Source organism: Serinicoccus hydrothermalis (assembly GCF_001685415.1).
In the GTDB taxonomy this organism is placed as follows: domain Bacteria; phylum Actinomycetota; class Actinomycetes; order Actinomycetales; family Dermatophilaceae; genus Ornithinicoccus; species Ornithinicoccus hydrothermalis.
Map to the genome: position 1 here is coordinate 3,245,521 of NZ_CP014989.1, position 20,059 is coordinate 3,265,579.

Here is a 20,059-nt window from a genome sequence, read left to right on the forward strand (position 1 = left end):
CACCCGCAGCGGGTCGGTGGGGCTCAGGCCGGGGCGCCGCCGGGGTCCGCCGGGCCCATCTCGTCGTCGACGAAGACCGGCCGGGACACCCGCAGACCGGTGAGCGTGAGCGCCACGCCGCTGAGCGCGAGCAGGACCAGCACCAGCCGCCAGTCCCCGGTCCAGGCGTGGATGAGACCCACGAGGAACGGGCCGGCGGCGCCGAGCAGGTAGCCGACCGGCTGCACGAAGCCCGACAGCCGCGCCGTGACCTGGGGGTGCCGGCTGCGGGCGTTGATGAGGGCGATGACCGTGGGGAAGGCCCATCCGGACAGCCCCAGCAGCCCCGACCACAGCCAGGGCACGCTGGCGGGGGAGAGGAGCAGACCGGCATACCCCAGCACCGCGAGACCGCCGAAGGCGACCATCCACGGCGCCAGCGTCCGGGACCGGTCGATGACGGTGGGCATGACCAGCCCGCCCACGACGCCGAGACCGGTGAGCAGGGCGGTGAGCAGGCCGGCGGCCGGAGCCGACAGGCCCGCGTCGCGGTAGATCTCGGGCAGCCAGCCGAACTGCACGTAGGCGTTCATCGACTGCACGCCGAACATCGCGGTGAGCGCGACCGCCGTCGGCGAGCGCAGGAGCCGGCCCGCCGACCCGCCGCCGTCCTGGGCCGGGGCGGTGCCACGCTCCCGGCGCGCGACGAGGAGCCAGACCAGCAGCGCGGAGACGGCCGTCAGCCCCCACAGGCCCAGCGACGGACGCCACCCGCCGTCACCCGCGACGGCGGCGACCGGGGCCGCCAGCGCCGCGCCCGAGGCCCCACCGACCGTGAGACCGGTGCCGTAGACCGTCATGAGCCGCACCCGGTCCGCCGGCTGGCGCTTGATCCACGCGGGCACGAGCACGTTGCCGACCGCCATCCCGCCCAGCGCGAGCCCGGACAGCGCCACGAAGAGGACCGTGGACCCGGTGAGGACCCGCAGCAGCAGGCCCGCGACGACGACGACCAGGCCGAGCAGGATGCTGCCGGTCACGCCGCAGCGTCGGGAGAGCGGCACCGCCAGCGCGCCGAGGGCCCCGAAGCACAGACCGGGCAGCGCGCTGAGCACGCCGGCGACGGTGGGGGTCAGGCCGATGCCCGCCTCGAGCTCGGCCAGGACCGGGCCGATCGAGGTGGCCCCCGGACGCAGGTTGACCGCGACCAGGGCCACCGCGACGAGGGCGAGGGCACCCAGGTGGGGCAGCGGCCGCCCGGACGTCCCGGTGCGGCCGCCCGGCCCCTCAGTCACGCAAGGCGTCGATCACGGCGTTGAAGGTCTCCGAGGGACGCATCGCGGCGAAGGCCTTGGCGTCGTCCGGCTGGTAGTAGCCGCCCAGGTCGACCGGGCTGCCCTGGACCGCGACGAGCTCGTCGGCGATCTCGGTCTCCTGGTCGCCCAGCTGCTGCGCGACCGGGCCGAAGCGCTGCGCCAGCTCGGCGTCCTCGGTCTGCTCGGCCAGCGCCTGCGCCCAGTAGAGCGCGAGGTAGAAGTGGCTGCCGCGGTTGTCGATCTCGCCCAGCTTGCGGGCGGGGGACCTGCCCTCGGTGAGCACCCGCCCGGTGGCGACGTCCAGCGCGTCACCGAGGACGCGGGCCTTGTCGTTGCCGTCCCGGTCGGCCAGGTGCCGCAGCGACTCGGCCAGCGCCAGGAACTCGCCCAGGCTGTCCCAGCGCAGGTAGTTCTCCTCCTGCAGCTGCTGCACGTGCTTGGGGGCCGAGCCGCCGGCGCCGGTCTCGAAGAGGCCACCGCCGTTCATCAGCGGCACGACCGACAGCATCTTGGCGCTGGTGCCGACCTCGAGGATGGGGAAGAGGTCGGTGTTGTAGTCGCGCAGCACGTTGCCGGTGACCGAGATGGTGTTCTTGCCCTCGCGGATCCGCTGCACCGAGAGGGTGGTGGCGTCCACGGGGGAGAGGATGCGCAGGTCCAGCCCGTCGGTGTCCTCCTCCTCGAGGTATGCCTTGACCTTGTCGATGAGGTTGCGGTCGTGGGCCCGCTCCTCGTCCAGCCAGAAGACGGCGGGGTCGCCGGTGGCCCGCGCCCGGGTGACCGCGAGGTGCACCCAGTCGCGGATCGGCTCGTCCTTGGTCTGGCAGGCGCGCCAGATGTCGCCGGCCGCCACCTCGTGCCGGAGCAGCACCTCGCCGGAGCCGTCGACCACCTCGACGGCGCCGTCGCCGGCGATCTCGAAGGTCTTGTCGTGCGAGCCGTACTCCTCGGCCTTCTTGGCCATGAGGCCGACGTTGGGCACCGTGCCCATCGTCGTCGGGTCGTAGGCGCCGTGGGCCTTGCAGTCGTCGATGACCGCCTGGTAGACCCCGGCGTAGGAGGAGTCGGGGATGACGGCCAGGGTGTCGGCGGTCTCGTCCGAGGGACCCCACAGCTGGCCGCCGTTGCGGATCATCGCCGGCATGGAGGCGTCGATGATGACGTCGCTGGGGACGTGCAGGTTGGTGATGCCCTTGCGGGAGTTGACCATCGAGAGGCGGGGCAGCTCGACGAGCCGTGCCTCGATCGCCGCCTTGACCTCGGCGGCCTCGTCCCCGAGCGCGTCCAGGCCGGACAGGATGCCGCCCAGCCCGTCGTTGGGCGACAGTCCGGCGGCGGCGAGGTCGTCACCGTACTTCTCGAAGACGTCGGCGAAGAAGACGCGGACGGCGTGGCCGAAGACGATCGGGTCCGAGACCTTCATCATCGTGGCCTTGAGGTGCAGCGACCACAGGACGTCGTCGGAGGCCGCAGCGGTGACGGTCTGCGCGAGGAAGTCCTCCAGGGCGGTCGCGGACATGAAGGTCGCGTCGACGACCTCGCCGGCCAGCACCGGCACCGACTCCTTGAGCACGGTCGTGGTGCCGTCGGCGGCCACGTGCCGGATGCTCAGGGTGTCCTCGGCGTCGACGACGACCGAGGACTCGTTGTGCCGGAAGTCGCCCGCGTCCATCGTGGCGACCCGGGTCCGGGAGTCGCTGCTCCACTCGCCCATCGAGTGGGGGTAGGCACGGGCATACGTCTTGACCGCCTCGGGGGCGCGCCGGTCGGAGTTGCCCTCGCGCAGCACCGGGTTGACGGCCGAGCCCTTGACCTTGTCGTAGCGGGCGCGGACGTCGCGCTCGTCGTCGGTCCCCGGGGACTCGGGGTAGTCCGGGAGGTCGTAGCCCTGACCCTGCAGCTCGGCGATGGCCGCCTTGAGCTGGGGCACCGAGGCCGAGATGTTGGGCAGCTTGATGATGTTGGCCTCGGGGGTGGTCGCCATCTCGCCCAGCTCGGCGAGGGCGTCGCCCACCTGCTGCTCCGCGGGGAGGCGGTCGGCGAACTGGGCCAGGATGCGGCCGGCCAGCGAGATGTCGCGCGTCTCCACCTCGATCCCCGCCGCCCCGGCGAAGGCCTCGATGATCGGCTTGAGCGAGTACGTCGCCAGCAGCGGGGCCTCGTCGGTGCGGGTGTAGATGATCGTGGACATGCTTCTCCCTGGTCAGGTGCGGTCGGGACGTTTCAGGAGCCGAGTCTACGGGCGCGGCGGCGGTAGGCTGGAGGCACTCTTCGCAGCGACGTGGCTTGAGGTGATGGCAGTGGTGGCACGACTGGAGCACCCGGTCGTCGTGGGCGTGGCCGGGGTGGGCGTGGACGACGTGGCCCTGGAGTGGGCGGGACGCACCGCCCGGCGCACCGGCGCCGAGCTGGTCGTGGTGCACGCGAGCGAGCCGGAGGCGCTCGCGGCGCGGATGGCCGGCGGGGAGGCGGTGGCGGTCACCTCGGTGCTGGAGGCCGAGGAGGAGCTGGTCGCCGAGCTGGAGCAGCACGCGGCGGCGCTCGGGGAGCGGCTCGGCGTCACCGTGCGCACGGACGTCTCCCGCGGCTCGCCCACCGCGGCCCTGCTCGCGCACCAGGACGACGCCGCGCTCCTCGTCGTGGGGACGGGCGCCCGCGGGGCGCTCGAGGAGTTCGTGCTCGGCAGCACCTCGCTCGGCGTCGCCGCGCACGCACGCCGCCCGGTCGCGGTCGTCAACGCCGGGGTGCAGGTCGACTCGCTCGACCACGGCGTGGTCGGGCTGGGGCTGGACGGCAGCGACGACAGCGCGCGGGCCGCCCGGGCGGCGCTCGCGCTGGGCGAGCTGACCGGGGCCTCGGTGACCGCGCTCACCACCTGGTTCCTCGAGGTGGTCGACGGGTATGTCGTGACGGAGCCGGACAGCCCGGAGTGGGCCGCGGTGGAGCGTCGCCACGCCGAGGCGCTGGTGCGGGTGCTGCAGCCGGCGGTCGAGGCATACCCCGACGTCCCGGTGGAGTGGGAGGTGCGTCGCGGAGCGGTCGTGCCGACGCTGCTGGAGGCGGCCCGGGGGTGGGACGCCCTGGTCGTCGGCAGCCGTGGTCGCGGGAGCATCCGCGGATGGCTGCTGGGATCGGTCAGCCAGCGGCTCATGCGCAGCGCCCCCTGCCCGGTGATCGTCTCCCGGGCCCCCTGAGAGCTCCTGCGGGCCCTGGGGCAGGTGGCTACCAGGGTGGCTCGTCGTCCCGCCAGGTGCCCGACGTGTCCGCGGCCGAGGGGCCGGTCATCGCCCAGCAGTCCGTGGGACGGTAGGGGTAGTCAGCCCGGTCGAGGAAGTCCTCGACCCGCTCCCGGGCGTGCAGCTCGCCGGCCCGACCCAGGTCTGCGGCGAGCCCGCGCCGCCGGACCTCGTGCGCCAGTGCCTGCGCCAGGTAGTCCTCGGCCGGCCGGCGCTGCTGCGCCAGCGCGTCCGCCGTCGCCAGCAGCTCGTCGTCCTCGAGTCCCGGGAACCCGGCGTGGGTGGGGGCCGGCAGGACCTGGCGGATGATCGGGCGCGGCGGCTGGGGCGTGGCCAGATGTCGCTGCCAGTCGTAGTCGGGGTCGGGGAGCAGGTTCGTGCGCAGCTGGGTCAGCACGCGGTCGCCGGGGACCCCACGCTGCTCCAGGGGCAGCATCCGTCTGGCCCGGTCGCGGACGGACTGCGGTGAGCGGCCCAGCCGATGGCTCGTCTCGGTCAGGTCCAGGCCCTCACGGCAGAGGGTCACGAGAGTGGAGTAGTCGTCGTCCGTCCACGGCTCACCGCTGCGTCGCGGTGGATCGGCCGGGCGGACCTCGGAGAGGTGGCGGATCGTCATACCTCATCCTGGCGTGTCCCGGTCCCGGTCCGCAGGAGTTGTCCACAGGGTTCAGAGCCCGCCGGTCGTGGCCTCCGCTGCGCGCTCGGCGATCGTGGCACCTGCGCCCTCGTAGAGGTTGACGACGACGTCGGCCCCGCGCGCCTCGAGGTCCCCCACCTCGTCGTCGTACTGCGCCACCACCGCGATGACGCCGTCGTAGTCGCTGTCGGTGAGCTGCTGCAGGGCGACCTTGTTGGCGCCGTGGAAGGGCATCGCGAGCACGACGATCTCGACCTGCCGGGTCGACTCGAGGCGCCCCCAGAAGTCCCCGTCGGCGGCGTCCGCCTCGACGATGCTCATCCCCTGCTCCCTCAGCCGCGCCACGCGGCTGGGGAGGTTCTCCACCCCCAGCACGTCCAGCCCGTAGACCTCGGACAGCTCGGTGTAGGCGCTGCGCCCGATCCGGCCCATGCCCATGATGACCGCGCGGGCGTCACCGAAGGAGATCGGCAGCTCGTGCGGGTGCACGTCGTTCGGCGGGTGCATCGGCATCATCGAGCGGGCCCAGCGCAGGATCGCGTCGGACTTCTCGTTGATGAGCGTCGCGGCGACGAAGCTCGTCGCGACCGCCACGGACATGACGACCAGCCACTCCTCGTCGAGCAGCGCGCTCGACACCGCCACCGAGGTGACGATGAGCCCGAACTCGGAGTAGTTGCCGAGCAGCACGCCGGCCTTCACCGAGGTGCGCCGCCGCAGCTTCTGCCGGTCCAGGAGGAAGACGTAGAGCGCGATCTGCGCCGGGAGCAGGAGCAGCAGGATCAGCCCCAGCACCGCAGAGGACGTCGTGGGCGTCCCGATGAAGCCGATCGAGACGAAGAAGCCGATGAGCAGCAGGTCCTTGAGCAGGAACAGCGAGTGCGACAGGTCGCTGGCGGCCTTGTGCCCGGCCAGCAGCATGCCGACGACGAGCGCCCCGAGGTCGCCCTTGAGCCCGACCGCGTCGAAGGCGGCATACCCGGGCCCGAGCGCCATGGCCAGGCCGAAGAGAGCCTGCATCTCGCCGTGCGGGATGCGGTCCCACAGCCATCGGCCGAGCCAGGTCACGGGCACCAGCGCGAGCACGACGGGGATCGCCCAGATGCTGGGGATCCGGCCCCCGGACACGGTGAGGAAGATCACCGCCGCCAGGTCCTGCATGACGAGGATGCCGATCGCCACCCGGCCGTAGAAGGACTGCAGCTCGGAATGCTCCTCCAGCACCTTGACCACGAAGACCGTCGAGGAGAAGGAGAGCGCGAAGCCCACGAGCGCCAGGGTCTGCAGGTCCACGCCGCGCAGCAGCGGGTAGCCCAGCAGCCCGACGATCCACAGGAACCCGGTCCCGACGGCGACCGACAGCGCCATGTGGCCGACCGTGGTCACCCACACCTCGCGGGAGAGCAGGCTCCGGACGTTGAGCTTCAGCCCGATGCCGAAGAGCAGGAGGGTGACCCCGAGGTCGGCGATGAAGTCGAGGTAGGGGAGCTCGTCGACGTGCAGCCAGTTGAGGGCGAAGCCGGCGAGCAGGAAGCCGAGCAGCGCGGGGAGCCGGACGGTCGTCGCGAGCAGCCCGGCGAGGAAGGTGGCGGCGATGAAGATCGCTGCGTCGCTCATGGTGGACTCCTGACGGCGCGGCCCCACGTCTCGTGCGGGCCATCTTTCCACGTCGGGCGCCCGGCAGCCCCGCAGCCGTCCCCCGCGTCAGGCGGGCAGCGCGTCGGGCGCGGTGGCGAGGTCGCCGAAGCGCCGCAGCAGCCGCTCCCACGCCGGGTGCAGCTCGTCCTGCCGGGCGCGCAGCGTGTGCAGCGCCTCGAGCTCGGCCTCCGGCTCCCTGCCCTCGGCCCAGCCCACGACGAGGTCGGCGTCCACCTCCGGGTGGAACTGCACCCCCCAGGCCCGGGGTCCGAAGCGGACCGCCTGCACCGTGCCGTCCGGGGCGTGGGCGAGGACCTGGGCGGACTCCGGCAGCCGGGTGATCACGTCGCCGTTCCAGTGCAGCAGCTCGTCGCCGTCGTCGAGCACCTGCATCAGCGGGTCCACCCGGCCGGCCGGGGTGGGCGACCAGGGCAGCAGCCCCCGCGTGCGCCCACCGGGGTGCGGAGCGACCTCGCCGCCGAGCGCCACCGTCGCGAGCTGGTGCCCCAGGCAGACGCCGAGGAAGGGGACGCCGCCGACGACGGCGGCGGTGATGAGCGCCCGGGTCGGGAGCAGCCACCGGTGGTCCCGGTCGTCGGTGGCGGACATGGACCCCCCGAGCACCACCAGGGCGGCGTGCCCGTTGAGCGCGGCGGGGACGGCATACCCCTCGTGCGCGGGCAGCACCTCGCAGGTGAGCCCGCTGCGCTCCAGCCAGGGCAGCAGGAGGCCCGGAGGGGCCTTGTCCTCGTGCTGGACCACGAGCACCCGTGCGCTCATGGGCCAAGGCTAGACCTTTGAGGGGTGGATCAGCCGCCGGTGTCCGGCATGTCGCGGACCGTGGAGCTCGCTCCCTCGGCCTCGTCCTCCTTCTTGGCCTTCTGCTTCTCCTCCTGCGCCCAGTAGGGCTCGTCCTGCTCGCCCTGGTCCGGGTCGAAGGTATGCCGCTCGAGTTCGCCGGAGGCGATCTGCTCGGCCCAGTGGCAGGCGACGCGGTGGCTGCCGGGCACGCCCTCGATCTGCACCTCGCGCAGCTGGGGGCGTTCGTCGTCGCAGCGGGTCTCCTGCCGCCAGGGGCAGCGGGTGTGGAAGCGGCAGCCGCTGGGCGGGTTGGCGGGGGAGGGCAGGTCGCCCACCAGGAGGATCTGCTCGCGGGAGTCCTCGACCGCGGGGTCGGGGACGGGCACGGCCGACAGCAGGGCGCGGGTGTAGGGGTGCAGCGGGATGTCGTAGAGGTCCTGCGCGTCTGCCTCCTCGACGAGGGAGCCGAGGTACATCACGCCGATCCGGTCGCTGATGTGCCGCACCACGGCGAGGTCGTGCGCGATGACGAGGTAGGTGAGCCCGAACTCCTCCTGCAGGTCGCCGAGCAGGTTGATGACCTGGGCCTGCACCGAGACGTCCAGCGCGCTGACCGGCTCGTCGGCGACGATGAGCTGGGGGTCGACCGACAGCGCCCGGGCGATGCCGACCCGCTGCCGCTGCCCGCCGGAGAACTCGTGCGGGTACTTCGAGAGCGCGGCGGAGGGGAGCCCGACAGCGGTGAGCAGCTCGGAGAGCCGCTTGCGGGCCGCCTTGGAGTCCTTGGCCATGCCGTGGGCGCGCATGCCCTCGAGCAGCAGCTGCTCCACCGTCTGGCGCGGGTCGAGGCTGCCCAGCGGGTCCTGGAAGACCATCTGCATGTGCCGTCGGTGGGTGCGCAGCTTCTCGCCCTTGAGGGTGGACAGGTCGGTGCCGTCGAAGTGCACCTCACCCTCGGTGATGGGCTCGAGCTGCAGCACGGCCCGCCCGAAGGTGGACTTGCCGCACCCGGACTCGCCGACCAGGCCGTAGGTCTCGCCCCGGCGGATCTGCACGTCCATCCCGTCGACGGCGTAGACGTGGCCCACCGTGCGGTCGAAGATCACGCCCTTCTTGATGGGGAAGTGCACCTTGAGCCCGCGGACGTCGACGAGGAGGTCCTCCTCCGAGCCCGTCCGCTCCTGCGTCTCCTCGTGCGTGGCGGTGCTCATGCCCGGTCCTCCTGCGTGCCGTCGCGACGCTCGGCGTCACTGGTCCGGATCTCGTCCAACGGGTTCTCCTCCAGCGGGTGGTGGCAGCGCAGCAGCCGGTCCGGTCCCAGCCCCTCGCGGTCGGGTTCCAGCTCCGGCGTGGTCGTCCGGCAGGCGCCGACCTCCGAGGCGCAGCGGGGCGCGAAGGCGCAGCCGCCCTCCCAGGGGATGTTGTCGGCGACCGAGCCGGGCACCGGGTTGAGCCGGCGCCCGCGCTCCTCGGTGAGCCGGGGGATGGAGGCCAGGAGCCCCCCGGTGTAGGGGTGCCGGGGCCGGGTGAAGAGGTCGTGCCGCTCGGCACGCTCGACGACCTTGCCGCCGTAGAGCACGTTGACCTGGTCGCAGAGCCCGGCGACGACACCGAGGTCGTGGGTGATCATGATGAGCGCGGTGCCGGACTCGGTCACGAGCTCGCGCAGCAGGGCCAGGATCTGGGCCTGGATGGTCACGTCGAGCGCGGTCGTCGGCTCGTCCGCGATGAGCAGCCGGGGCTCGCAGGCCAGCGCCATGGCGATGAGCGCGCGCTGCCGCATGCCGCCGGAGAGCTGGTGCGGGTACTCCTTGAGCCGGCGCGTCGGGTCGGGGATGCCGACCCGGTCGAGGAGCTCGGCGGCCTGCCTGCTCGCCGGGCCGGCCTTCATGCCCTTGTGCGCCTGGAGGACCTCGCCGACCTGCACGCCCAGCGGCACCACGGGGTTGAGCGAGGACAGCGGGTCCTGGAAGATCATCGCCAGCTCGCTGCCGCGACGCTCGCGCAGCTTGTCCTGGCTGAGCTTGAGCAGGTCCTGGCCGTCGAAGACGACCTCGCCGGTGACGGTGTTGCCCCGGTCGGGCAGCAGGCCCATGATCGCCAGCGAGGTGACCGACTTGCCGCAGCCGGACTCGCCGACGAGGCCGACCGTCTGTCCGGGGCGGACGTCGAAGCTCACCTGGTCCACGGCGGTGAAGGCGCGGCGGCCCTTGCCGAAGGTCACGGACAGGTCGCGCACGCTCAGGAGCGGCTCCCCGGAGCCGCGGTGGGTCGTGCTCGAGCTGGTCGCGGTATGCGTCATCGTCAGCCTCCTCAGCGGCGGGACTTGGGGTCGAGGGCCTCGCGCAGGGACTCACCCATGAGGGTGAAGCCCAGGGCGACCACGATGATGCACACGGCCGGGTAGACCGCCACCTCCGGGTAGGAGTTGAAGAAGACCTGCGCCCGCCCGAGCATCTGCCCCCACTCGGGGACCGAGTCGTCCTGGCTGCCCAGGCCCAGGAAGGAGAGGGCGGCCGCGTCGATGATGGACACCGCGAGGACGAGGGTGCCCTGGACGATGACCGGCCCGAGCGAGTTGGGCAGCATGTGCCGGAAGACGATGGCCGCGGGCTTCACCCCGAGCGCCCGGGCGGCGAGCACGTGGTCGCTGTGCCGCTGCGAGATCATCGACCCGCGCAGCAGCCGGGCGAAGATCGGCACCTGGATGATGGCGATGGCCGCGATGACGGTCCACTGGCTGGGGCGGGCGAAGAGGGCCGCGATCGAGAAGGCCATGAGCAGCGAGGGGATCGAGAGCATGACGTCTACGATGCGCATGACGAGGCTGTCCGCCCACCCGCCGATGCCGCCGGCGATGGTGCCCAGCGTCATCCCGCCGACGAGCCCGCCGAGCGTGGCCATGACCCCGACGATCAGGGTCTGCCGGGAGCCGACGATCAGTCGGGACAGGGTGTCCCGGCCGGCGTTGTCGCCGCCGAGCGGGAAGCCCTCCTGCGGCGGGGGGATGGGCGTCGCTGGGCTGACCTGCCCGATGAGCAGGCGCGCCGAGGGGTCGTGCGGGGCGATCCAGGGGGCGATCGCCGCGATGATGACGAAGACGGTGATGATCGCCAGCCCGACGAGGAAGACCGGGTCGCGGCGCAACCGGCGCCAGGCGCTCTGCCACAGGCTGACCCCCTCGTCGCTGGACAGGCTGCCGGCCTCGGCGAGCGCGTCGATGCGCTCCTTCTTGCGGTCGCCCAGCGCGGTCAGCGCGGAGCGCCGTGAGGAGCCCTGCTTGGTGTCGCCGGGCCGGGAGGTGGTGTCGTGCGTGTCGGTCACGGGAGGCTCCTCAGGTCCGCACGCGCGGGTCGATGATGGCGTAGGTCACGTCGACGATGAGGTTGACGACGATGTAGATGAGGGCGGCCATCATGATGAGGACCTGCAGCACGGGGTAGTCGCGCAGCTCGAAGCCCAGGGCCAGCGCCTGCCCGATGCCGGTGAAGGCGAAGACCTTCTCGGTGAGGACGGCTCCGGCGAGCAGGGCGCCGATCTGCAGGCCGATGATGGTGACCACCGGGATGAGCGCGTTCCGCATGACGTGCCGGAGGCGGATCGTCTGCCGCCGCAGCCCCTTGGCCCGGGCGGTGCGGACGTAGTCCTCGTCCATGACGTCGATGACGGCGGCCCGGGTGATCCGGAAGATGATCGCGAAGGGGATGGAGCTCAGCGCGATGGCGGGCAGGATGAGGTGCTTGAAGGCGTCCCACGCGGCGTCCCACTCCCGGGTGAGGAGCCCGTCGAGGACGTAGAAGTTGGTGATGTGCGTGGCGTTGATGGTGACGTCCTGCCGGCCCGAGGGCGGCAGCCAGCCGAGCTGCACGGCGAAGATGTACTTCAGCACGTAGGCCAGGAAGAAGACCGGCACCGCGACGCCCACGAGCGAGAAGACGATGCTGCCGGTGTCGAAGGCCCCGCCCCGGCGGCGTGCCGCGAGGTAGCCCAGCGGGAGGGCGAAGACCAGGGCGAGCACCATGGCGAAGATGGCCAGCTCGACGGTGGCCGGGAAGCGCTCGGTGAAGACGTCGAGCGCCGGCTGCCCGCGGTAGACGCCGTTGGAGATGCCGAAGTCGCCCTGGACCGCGCGCTGCAGGAAGCGCCAGTACTGCACCGGGAGGGGCTGGTCGAGACCCAGGGCGGCGCGCAGCGCCGCCTGGGACTCCGGGGTGCCGCGCTCGCCGAGGAGCGCGCTCACGACCCCGCCCGGCAGCGACCGCAGCCAGGCGAAGAGCAGGACGCTCAGCACGAAGAGCGCGAGGACCGCCTGCAGCATCCGGCGGACGATGAATCTGAGCACGGTGGCTGCTCCGCATCTGTGCGTGCCGTCCGGCGGACGACGTCGGCCCCTGGGGGGCAGGGGGTGGTCACGGTCGGGTCGAGACTAGACGCGTGGCGGGCCGAACCCCAAGGGCTCGACCCGCCACGCGTGTCATCGCAGGGGTGCCTGGGTCACTCGGTGAGGGTGATGGTGGAGAAGTCCTCGGCCGTCAGCGGGCTGGGCACCAGCCCCTCGACGTTCGGACCGACCACGATCGCGGGCGGGCTGTGCGACAGCGGCAGGCCGGGCAGCCAGTCCTCGCTCATGATGTTGGCGTTGAGCTCCTGGTAGAGCCCCTCGCGCGTCGCCTCGTCGGGCTCGGCGTCGGCGGCCTGCAGCTGCTCCTGCAGGTCGTCGTTCCAGTCGTAGGCACTGGTGCCGAACTGGTTGTCGTCGCCGCAGAAGAAGGCGCAGAGGAAGTTGTCCGCCGAGTTGAGGTCACCGGTCCAGCCCAGGAAGTAGGCCGCGGACCGCGAGCTCGTCACGTCGTCGATGTATCCACCGTTCCACGGCTTCGTGACCGGCTCGACGGTGATGCCGGCGGCCTCCCAGTCCGTGCGCACCGCGTCGAAGATGCGCTGGGGGTCCGGCATGTAGGGCCGGGTCACCTCGGAGGGGTACCACAGCTCGATCGTGAGGTCGGAGGCTCCGGCCTCCTCCAACAGCTCGCGGGCGCGGTCCACGTCGTACTCGTACGGCGCGATGTCGCCGTTCCAGCCGCTGACCGTGTCCGGCATGAACTGGGTGGCCACCGAGGCGCCCTCCGGGAGCTGGCTCGCGACGAGCTGCTCGCGTTTGATGGCGTGGTAGAGCGCCTGGCGGATCAGCGGGTCCTCGAGCTGCTCGTCGGCGACCGGGTTCAGCGCGAGGTAGAGCACGTTGAACGGGTCACGGATGAGCACCTGCTGACCGGCGTCCTCGAGGGCCTGCCAGTCGACCGGGTTGGGCAGGTCGTAGCCGTTGATGGTGCCGGCCTCCAGCTCCTGCCGGCGGGCGTTCTCGTCCGGGATGATGTTGAAGACGAGGTTGGCGACCCCGGCGGTCTCGCCCCAGAAGTCGTCGTTGCGGGCCAGCGTCACGGTGCCGCCGGCGTTGTCGTAGGACTCGAAGGTGAAGGGGCCGGTCCCGGTCGGGTGCTCCTGGGCATACTCCGGGAAGACCAGCGCGTCGCCCTCGGCCTCGATGCCGTTGGCGTCGTACTCCTCCATCGCGCTCGGGGACTGGATGCCGTAGGAGGACTGTGAGAGCACCATGGGGAACTTGCCCGTGACCCGGTTGACGGTGACCGTGGCGGTGAGCTCGTCGGTCGCCTCGCAGGAGTCGTAGAGGCTGTCCTCGCCGAAGCCGAAGTCGTTGCCGTAGTAGTACGCCGCGGCCGGGAGCTGGCCGGTCTCGTTCTGGTCCGCCCAGCGCTCGAAGTTGGCGCAGACCGCTTCGGCGTCGAAGTCGGTGCCGTCGTGGAAGGTGACGCCGTCCTGAAGCTCGAAGGTCCAGGTGAGGCCGTCCTCGCTCTCCCAGGAGGTCGCGAGCTCGGGGACGCCCTCGGTGCCGCCGGGCTCGATGCCGATGAGGTTCTGGTAGATCTGCCGGGTCACCCGGAAGGTCTCGCCGTCGCTGGCGTAGAACGGGTCGAACGTCGCCGGGGCGCCTGCCGCGCCGAAGACGAAGGTCGCGTCGGAGTTGCCGGAACCGGCCTCCTCCGACGATCCGCCCTGGTCGTCGCCGCCCGCGTCCGAGCCCGAGTCGCGCTCGGACTCGGCGCACGAGCTCAGGACGAGGGCCAGAGCTGCACTGGTCGCGGCGATCGCGACCCTGCGGTTCTTCATCGTGCCTCCTACGTCATGGGGGTGTCCCGGGCACGGGACCCGGTCTCAGGGGTGAGGACACCACACCCCGGGCCGGTTGCCAAGGGTGACGGGCGCTTCGTGACGGGACCGTGACCTGCCCCTGCGGTAACCTGCTCCTGCGAGGATGGGGGTATGCCCGTCGTCGCCGCCGTCGCCCTCTGCGACGACCTCGACCGTCCCCGACGGGTGCTCGCCGGGCGCCGCAGCGCACCGCCGCGTCTGGCCGGGGGCTGGGAGTTCCCGGGCGGCAAGGTCGAGGAGGGGGAGGACCCGGCGCACGCCGCGGTGCGGGAGGCCCAGGAGGAGCTCGGGGTGCGGGTGCTCCTGGGCGGGCGGGTCGGCGGGGAGTGGCCGCTGGCGGCACCGTGGCAGATGTGGCTGTGGTGGGCGGTGCTCGAGCCGGGCCAGGACGACCCCCGACCGCTGGAGGACCACGACGAGCTGCGCTGGCTGGGCCGGCACGAGCTGGGGCAGGTGGCGTGGCTGGAGCACGACCTGCCGATCGTCCGTCACCTGGCGACGCTGCTGCACCCCTGAGGCGCCCTCGGACGGTGCGTCCGGCCCCGCCGGGGGTGAGACACTGGCGGCATGCCCCATGACGACTCCTCCTCCTCCGGCGTGCCCGCCGCGTCCCGCGCCGACATCCGCAACGTCGCCATCGTGGCGCACGTCGACCACGGCAAGACCACCCTCGTCGACGCCATGCTCACCCAGGGAGGCGCCTTCGCGGACCACCGCGGCGACTCCTCGGACGTCGAGCGGGTGATGGACTCCGGCGACCTGGAGCGGGAGAAGGGCATCACGATCCTGGCCAAGAACACGGCCATCCGCTACACCGGCGCCTCGGCCCCCGAGGGCGGGATGACGATCAACATCATCGACACCCCCGGGCACGCCGACTTCGGCGGCGAGGTCGAGCGCGGCCTGTCCATGGTGGACGGCGTGGTGCTCCTCGTCGACGCCTCCGAGGGCCCGCTGCCGCAGACCCGCTTCGTGCTGCGCAAGGCGCTGGCCGCCCACCTTCCCGTGGTCCTGTGCATCAACAAGGTGGACCGCCCCGACAGCCGGATCAGCGAGGTGGTGGACGAGGTCTACGCCCTCTTCATGGACCTGCTGGACGAGCACGACGCCGCCCAGGTCGAGGCCGCCCTCGACTTCCCGGTGGTGTATGCCTCGGCCAAGGCCGGGCGGGCCAGCCTGGAGGCGCCCGCCGACGGCGAGCTGCCGGACAGCGCCGACCTGGAGCCGCTCTTCGCCACCATCCTGGAGACGGTGCCGGCGCCGACCTACACCCCGGGCGCGCCGTTGCAGGCGCACGTGACCAACCTCGACTCCAGCCCCTTCCTCGGGCGGCTGGCGCTGTGCCGCGTCCGTTCCGGCGAGATCCGGAAGGGCCAGCAGGTGGCCTGGTGCCGTCGTGACGGCTCGGTCACCTCGGTGAAGATCACCGAGCTGCTGCTCACCGAGGCGCTGGAGCGCAAGCCGGCCGAGCAGGCCGGCCCCGGCGACATCATCGCCATCGCCGGCATACCCGAGATCACCATCGGCGAGACGCTGGCCGACCCCACCGACCCGGTGCCGCTGCCGCTCATCACGGTGGACGAGCCGGCCATCTCCATGACCATCGGCACCAACACCAGCCCGCTGGCGGGCCGGGTCAAGGGCGCCAAGGTCACCGCCCGGCTGGTCAAGGACCGGCTCGACAAGGAGCTCGTCGGCAACGTCTCGCTGCGGGTGCTGCCCACCGAGCGCCCGGACGCCTGGGAGGTCCAGGGCCGCGGCGAGCTGGCGCTGGCCATCCTGGTCGAGCAGATGCGCCGCGAGGGCTACGAGCTGACCGTCGGCAAGCCGCAGGTCGTGACCCGCGAGGTCGACGGCAAGCTGCAGGAGCCGGTCGAGCGGCTGACGATCGACACCCCCGAGGAGCACCTCGGCACGATCACCCAGCTCATGGCCTCCCGCAAGGGGCGCATGGAGCAGATGACCAACCACGGGACCGGCTGGATCCGGATGGAGTACGTCGTGCCCTCCCGCGGGCTCATCGGCTTCCGCACCGAGTTCCTCACCGAGACCCGGGGCACCGGCATCGCGCACCACGTCTTCGACGGGTATGCCCCGTGGTTCGGCGACATCCGCACCCGCCAGTCCGGGTCGCTCGTCTCGGACCGGTCCGGCGCCGCGACCTCCTACGCGATGTTCAACCTCCAGGAGCGGGGCACGATGTTCCTGGAGCCGACCACCGAGGTCTACGAGGGCATGATCGTCGGGGAGAACTCGCGCGCCGACGACATGGACGTCAACATCACCAAGGAGCGCAAGCTCACCAACGTCCGCTCGGCCGGCGCCGACGTGCTGGAGCGGCTCGTCCCGCCGCGGGTGCTCTCGCTGGAGCAGTCGCTGGAGTTCTGCCGCGAGGACGAGTGCGTCGAGGTGACGCCGGAGGCGGTGCGGGTGCGCAAGGTCATCCTCGACGCCAACCAGCGGGCGAAGGCCGCCCGGTCCCGGGGCTGAGCCGTGGACCCGCGCCCCGACCTGCGTGACGGGATGCCCGCGGACCGGCCGCTGCGCGTGGTCGCCGTGCACGCCCACCCGGACGACGAGACGCTCGCCACCGGGCTGACCCTCGCGCACCACGTCGAGGCGGGCGACGAGGTCCACGTGGTCACCTGCACGCTGGGGGAGGAGGGCGAGGTCATCACCCCCGAGCTGGCGCACCTCGAGGGTCGGGGCGAGGACCTCGCCGAGCACCGGAGGGGGGAGCTGGACCGGGCCATGCGGGCGCTCGGGGTGCGGCACCACCTCCTCGGGGGAGGTCGGCCGCGCTGGCGGGACAGCGGGATGGCCGGCTCCGCGGCGGTGCAGCACCCGCGCGCCTTCGCCGGTGCCGACCCGGAGGAGGCGGCGGCGGTGCTCGCCCAGCAGCTCACCGCCCTCGCCCCGGACCTGGTGCTGACCTACGACCCGTGGGGCGGCTACGGCCACCCGGACCACGTCCAGACCCACCGGGTGACGGCGCGTGCCGTCGAGCTGCTGGGCGCTCAGGGAGCCGTCGCCCCGCGCCTCATGGTCGTCCTCGTGCCCGCGAGCTGGGCGCGCGAGGACCGCGCCTGGCTGGCCGGGCACGTCCCCGAGGGGGTGCGCAGCCCGGCCGGCGGGGTGGCCCGGGTCCTCTCTCCCGACGACCCCTACCCCCCGGGCGTCGTCGACGACGCGGCGGTCACGCATACCGTCATGGACACCGGAGCGCTGCCGCGCCAGCGCGCCGCGCTGCGCGAGCACCCGACCCAGGTCACCCTGCACGACGGGTGGTACACCCTGTCCAACGACATCGCCGCCCGGCTGCCGGGGCGGGAGGCGTATGCCGTGTGGCCGGACGCCCGGGACCGGCTCGCCGAGCTCCAGGGGGTGCCCTCGTGACGCCGGGCGGACCGACCCCCGAGCCGGTCGACCCCGCGGTCTACCGCCTGGCGATGGGGCGCTTCGCCAGCGGGGTCGCGGTGGTCACGGCGCGGCTGCGCGGGCACGACGTGGCGCTCACCGTGGACACGCTGACCAGCGTCTCGCTCGACCCCGTGCTCCTGCTCGTGAGCCTGCACCCCGAGGCCCGCGTGCTCGAGGCGGTCGAGGACGGCTCCCCCCTGGGGATCAGCGTCCTCACCTCCCGGCAGCGCTGGGTGGCCGAGTGGCTGGGCGAGGTGGGGCGCCCGCTGCACGACCAGCTCGGGCGGGTGCCGCACCACCACGGCCCCGCGACGGGCACCGCCCTGGTGGACGACGCGCTCGCCACCTTCGAGTGCCGGACCGTCGACGTGCGGGAGGCGGGCGACCACCACCTCGTGCTCGGCGAGGTGGTCGCGCTGGAGGCGCGCCCCACCGACAACGGTGCGCTCGTGCACTACCGTGGACGGCTGGGAGAGCTGCGGTAGGCGGTGCCGCACCACGCCGCCGCCGCGCATGCTGTTGCCGGCCCGCCGTGACCGGGCGGACGCACCACGAGGAGACGGAGAGCTGATGGCCGACGCCACCGACCGACCGGGGAGCCTGCGGGAGGAGAGCGACCGCCGTGGCTGGTGGGCCGTCCTGGGCCGCTTCGCCGCGGCCCTGCTCGTGCTCGCGGTGATCTACGTCGGGGCGGCCTTCTACTTCAAGGACCGGCCCGCCGCCGGGGTCAGCGTCGCCGGGGTGGACATCGGCTCGCTCACCGAGGACGAGGCCCGCGCCGAGCTGGAGCGGGAGTTCGCGAGCCGCACCACCGAGCCGCTGCTGCTGGAGCTCGAGGCCGACGGTGCGCAGGGGGAGCCGGCCGAGCCGGTCGAGGTGGACGTGGTGCCGCAGGACGCGGGTCTGTCGCTGGACCTGGACCGGACCCTGCGCGGGGTGACCGGGCTGTCCTTCAACCCGGCGCGGATGTGGGACCACGTGGCGGGGGCCGACCGGGACCTGCCGCTCTACGGCGCCGTGGACCGCGAGGCGCTGCAGACCGAGCTGGACCGGGTCGCGCAGGACTACGACAGCGAGCCGGTCGAGGGGGAGATCAGCCTCACCGCCGACGGGGTGGAGGTCGTCGACGCGCGCGACGGCCGGACGGTGGACGTCGCCGGCACGGCGGACGCGGTGGGGCAGGCCTGGGAGGACCAGGTCTGGGACGACGAGGGCGGGTCCGACGAGCAGCGCACGGTCGCCGGTGTCGCCACCGGCCAGCGCCCCGAGCTCACGGCGCAGGAGATCGACCGGTTCACCGAGGAGGACCTCGACCCGGCCCTGGACGCCCCGGTCATGGTGCGCGCCAGCAGGGGAGAGGGTGACAACGAGGAGACGGCCCGGGCCGAGCTGGCCCGGCGCGACCTGCTGCAGCTGCTGCGGGTCCAGCAGGACGGTGGGGGCCTCAGCCTCGGCATCGACGAGGAGGCCACGCTGGCCCGCATCCGCCAGGACCTGGGTCGCCTGGAGCGCGGCCCGCGGGACGCCACGGTGCGGCTCGAGGGCTCCGAGGTGGAGGTCGTCGGCTCCCGGGTCGGCTACGCCCTGACCGAGGACGGGCTGGTCGACGCGGTGCGCGAGGCGCTCCCCGCCCAGGGTGAGGACCGCACGGTGCAGGCGAGCGTCGAGACCATCGAGCCGGAGATCCCCACCTCGGTGTCCGAGGACTGGAGCTTCAGCGAGATGGCCTCCTTCTCCTCGACCTTCCCCACCGGCGCGAGCAACGAGGCGCGCACCGCCAACCTGCGGGCCGGGGTCGCCAACGTCAACGGGACCGTCGTCATGCCGGGCCGGCAGTTCAGCCTGGGTGCCGCGCTCGGGGACATCACCGCCGCCAACGGGTATGTCGAGGCGCCGGTCATCGTCGACGGGCGGCTGGTCATGGGCCGGGGCGGAGGCCTGTCCCAGATCTCCACCGTGGTGTTCAACGCGAGCTGGTTCGCCGGGGTGCAGCTGGACGCGCACACCCCGCACTCCTTCTACATCTCGCGCTACCCGGCCGGGCGCGAGGCGACCCTGGCCATCCCCTCCATCGACAACCTGTGGACCAACGACACCGACACCCCCGTCGTGGTGCAGACGTGGATCAGCGGGGACGAGATCGTCATGCGGCTGCTGGGCGACCGGCAGTACACCGTGGAGACCGTCGACGGCGAGCGGCGCGACTTCACGACGGGGGAGCGCCGCGAGGACGACCGGGCGGACTGCGTCCCGCAGTCGGCGGCGCAGGGCTTCACCATCCGCAACACCCGGATCCTGCGCAGCGACGGCGAGGAGGTCGGCCGGGACGACTTCACCACGACCTACGACGCGGCGGACGAGATCGTGTGCACCAACCCGGAGGCCGGTTCCTGACCGCTCGGGCGGCGCTGCGCCGGGCCGCCCACCCCACGACGTCACGACACCCGGCGACGCCGTAGTCTGTGCCCCATGACGTATGTGATCGCCCAGCCCTGCGTGGACCTGAAGGACAAGGCCTGCATCGAGGAGTGCCCGGTCGACTGCATCTACGAGGGTGAGCGATCGCTCTACATCCACCCCGACGAGTGCGTCGACTGCGGAGCCTGCGAGCCGGTGTGCCCGGTGGAGGCGATCTACTACGAGGATGACGTCCCCGAGGAGTGGGCCGACTACTACAAGGCCAACGTCGAGTTCTTCGACGACCTGGGCAGTCCTGGTGGAGCGGCCAAGATGGGCGTCATCGCCAAGGACCACCCGCTCGTGGCGGAGCTGCCCCCGCAGAGCCACGACGAGTGACCTGA

17 protein-coding genes are annotated in these 20,059 nt (G+C 72.5%); 7 read left to right on the forward strand and 10 right to left on the reverse strand.

What is annotated here, in order from left to right:
* Positions 1-23: 23 nt before the first annotated feature.
* Both SGUI_RS15205 and SGUI_RS15210 read right to left on the reverse strand, forming a co-directional pair.
* Positions 24-1,274 (reverse strand): MFS transporter, encoded by a 1,251-nt coding sequence (locus tag SGUI_RS15205; protein WP_066641669.1) that lies wholly within the window; start codon positions 1,272-1,274, stop codon positions 24-26.
* The gene (locus tag SGUI_RS15210) at positions 1,267-3,486 is read right to left on the reverse strand and encodes an NADP-dependent isocitrate dehydrogenase (RefSeq protein ID WP_066641670.1); all 2,220 of its coding nucleotides are present in this window, start codon (positions 3,484-3,486) and stop codon (positions 1,267-1,269) included. The genes SGUI_RS15205 and SGUI_RS15210 overlap by 8 nt, the downstream gene beginning before the upstream one ends.
* A 109-nt stretch (positions 3,487-3,595) precedes the next feature.
* Here SGUI_RS15210 and SGUI_RS15215 point away from each other — a divergent pair, with 109 nt between their 5' ends.
* Positions 3,596-4,489 carry a universal stress protein gene (locus tag SGUI_RS15215; protein ID WP_066641671.1) on the forward strand — a complete coding sequence of 298 codons (894 nt, stop codon included), beginning with the start codon at positions 3,596-3,598 and terminating at the stop codon, positions 4,487-4,489.
* A gap of 28 nt (positions 4,490-4,517) precedes the next feature.
* On the opposite strand, the gene SGUI_RS15220 is transcribed toward SGUI_RS15215, so the two are convergent.
* The 8 genes from SGUI_RS15220 to SGUI_RS15255 form a co-directional block, all read right to left on the reverse strand.
* The gene (locus tag SGUI_RS15220) at positions 4,518-5,147 is read right to left on the reverse strand and encodes a hypothetical protein (RefSeq protein ID WP_066641673.1); all 630 of its coding nucleotides are present in this window, start codon (positions 5,145-5,147) and stop codon (positions 4,518-4,520) included.
* A 51-nt stretch (positions 5,148-5,198) separates the two neighbouring features.
* Positions 5,199-6,785: a cation:proton antiporter domain-containing protein gene (locus SGUI_RS15225; protein ID WP_066641675.1), complete on the reverse strand. Its 1,587-nt coding sequence runs from the start codon at positions 6,783-6,785 to the stop codon at positions 5,199-5,201.
* Between the two features lie 87 nt (positions 6,786-6,872).
* Entirely contained in the window at positions 6,873-7,586 is a 714-nt protein-coding gene (locus SGUI_RS15230) for a type 1 glutamine amidotransferase (protein WP_066641677.1), read from the reverse strand.
* A gap of 29 nt (positions 7,587-7,615) precedes the next feature.
* The gene (locus tag SGUI_RS15235; RefSeq protein ID WP_066641678.1) at positions 7,616-8,818 is read right to left on the reverse strand and encodes an ABC transporter ATP-binding protein; all 1,203 of its coding nucleotides are present in this window, start codon (positions 8,816-8,818) and stop codon (positions 7,616-7,618) included.
* A complete protein-coding gene (locus SGUI_RS15240; RefSeq protein ID WP_066641679.1) occupies positions 8,815-9,909 on the reverse strand; it encodes an ABC transporter ATP-binding protein in 1,095 nt (364 codons plus the stop codon). The genes SGUI_RS15235 and SGUI_RS15240 overlap by 4 nt, the downstream gene beginning before the upstream one ends.
* Positions 9,910-9,920: 11 nt before the next feature.
* Positions 9,921-10,862, reverse strand: a complete 942-nt coding sequence (locus SGUI_RS15245) for an ABC transporter permease (RefSeq protein ID WP_066643511.1) — start codon at positions 10,860-10,862, stop codon at positions 9,921-9,923.
* 79 nt (positions 10,863-10,941) lie between these two features.
* Positions 10,942-11,949: an ABC transporter permease gene (locus tag SGUI_RS15250; RefSeq protein ID WP_066641680.1), complete on the reverse strand. Its 1,008-nt coding sequence runs from the start codon at positions 11,947-11,949 to the stop codon at positions 10,942-10,944.
* A 152-nt stretch (positions 11,950-12,101) separates the two neighbouring features.
* Positions 12,102-13,796, reverse strand: a complete 1,695-nt coding sequence (locus tag SGUI_RS15255; protein WP_066641682.1) for an ABC transporter substrate-binding protein — start codon at positions 13,794-13,796, stop codon at positions 12,102-12,104.
* 153 nt (positions 13,797-13,949) lie between these two features.
* Here SGUI_RS15255 and SGUI_RS15260 point away from each other — a divergent pair, with 153 nt between their 5' ends.
* From SGUI_RS15260 to fdxA, 6 genes are all read left to right on the forward strand, one after another.
* On the forward strand, positions 13,950-14,354 hold the full coding sequence (locus SGUI_RS15260) for an NUDIX domain-containing protein (protein ID WP_066641684.1): 405 nt from the start codon (positions 13,950-13,952) through the stop codon (positions 14,352-14,354).
* A 51-nt stretch (positions 14,355-14,405) separates the two neighbouring features.
* Entirely contained in the window at positions 14,406-16,328 is a 1,923-nt protein-coding gene (gene typA, locus SGUI_RS15265) for a translational GTPase TypA (RefSeq protein WP_066641685.1), read from the forward strand.
* 3 nt (positions 16,329-16,331) lie between these two features.
* Positions 16,332-17,234, forward strand: coding sequence for an N-acetyl-1-D-myo-inositol-2-amino-2-deoxy-alpha-D-glucopyranoside deacetylase (gene mshB / locus SGUI_RS15270; RefSeq protein ID WP_157621872.1), 903 nt, complete (start codon positions 16,332-16,334; stop codon positions 17,232-17,234).
* Positions 17,231-17,743: a flavin reductase family protein gene (locus tag SGUI_RS15275; protein WP_237141383.1), complete on the forward strand. Its 513-nt coding sequence runs from the start codon at positions 17,231-17,233 to the stop codon at positions 17,741-17,743. The genes mshB and SGUI_RS15275 overlap by 4 nt, the downstream gene beginning before the upstream one ends.
* 85 nt (positions 17,744-17,828) lie before the next feature.
* Complete coding sequence (locus tag SGUI_RS15280) at positions 17,829-19,652, forward strand: VanW family protein (RefSeq protein WP_066641686.1); 1,824 nt, start codon at positions 17,829-17,831, stop codon at positions 19,650-19,652.
* Positions 19,653-19,727: 75 nt separating this feature from the next.
* The gene (gene fdxA / locus SGUI_RS15285; protein ID WP_066641688.1) at positions 19,728-20,054 is read left to right on the forward strand and encodes a ferredoxin; all 327 of its coding nucleotides are present in this window, start codon (positions 19,728-19,730) and stop codon (positions 20,052-20,054) included.
* Positions 20,055-20,059 lie beyond the last annotated feature (5 nt).

Excerpts from the sequence above, each read along its gene's own strand:
- SGUI_RS15210 (WP_066641670.1), bottom strand. The coding sequence starts at position 3,486 with ATGTCCACGATCATCTACACCCGCACCGACGAGGCCCCGCTGCTGGCG.
- SGUI_RS15220 (WP_066641673.1), bottom strand. The coding sequence starts at position 5,147 with ATGACGATCCGCCACCTCTCCGAGGTCCGCCCGGCCGATCCACCGCGA.
- SGUI_RS15225 (WP_066641675.1), bottom strand. The coding sequence starts at position 6,785 with ATGAGCGACGCAGCGATCTTCATCGCCGCCACCTTCCTCGCCGGGCTG.
- SGUI_RS15230 (WP_066641677.1), bottom strand. The coding sequence starts at position 7,586 with ATGAGCGCACGGGTGCTCGTGGTCCAGCACGAGGACAAGGCCCCTCCG.
- SGUI_RS15235 (WP_066641678.1), bottom strand. The coding sequence starts at position 8,818 with ATGAGCACCGCCACGCACGAGGAGACGCAGGAGCGGACGGGCTCGGAG.
- SGUI_RS15240 (WP_066641679.1), bottom strand. The coding sequence starts at position 9,909 with ATGACGCATACCGCGACCAGCTCGAGCACGACCCACCGCGGCTCCGGG.
- SGUI_RS15255 (WP_066641682.1), bottom strand. The coding sequence starts at position 13,796 with ATGAAGAACCGCAGGGTCGCGATCGCCGCGACCAGTGCAGCTCTGGCC.
- SGUI_RS15260 (WP_066641684.1), top strand. The coding sequence starts at position 13,950 with ATGCCCGTCGTCGCCGCCGTCGCCCTCTGCGACGACCTCGACCGTCCC.
- typA (WP_066641685.1), top strand. The coding sequence starts at position 14,406 with ATGCCCCATGACGACTCCTCCTCCTCCGGCGTGCCCGCCGCGTCCCGC.
- SGUI_RS15280 (WP_066641686.1), top strand. The coding sequence starts at position 17,829 with ATGGCCGACGCCACCGACCGACCGGGGAGCCTGCGGGAGGAGAGCGAC.
- fdxA (WP_066641688.1), top strand. The coding sequence starts at position 19,728 with ATGACGTATGTGATCGCCCAGCCCTGCGTGGACCTGAAGGACAAGGCC.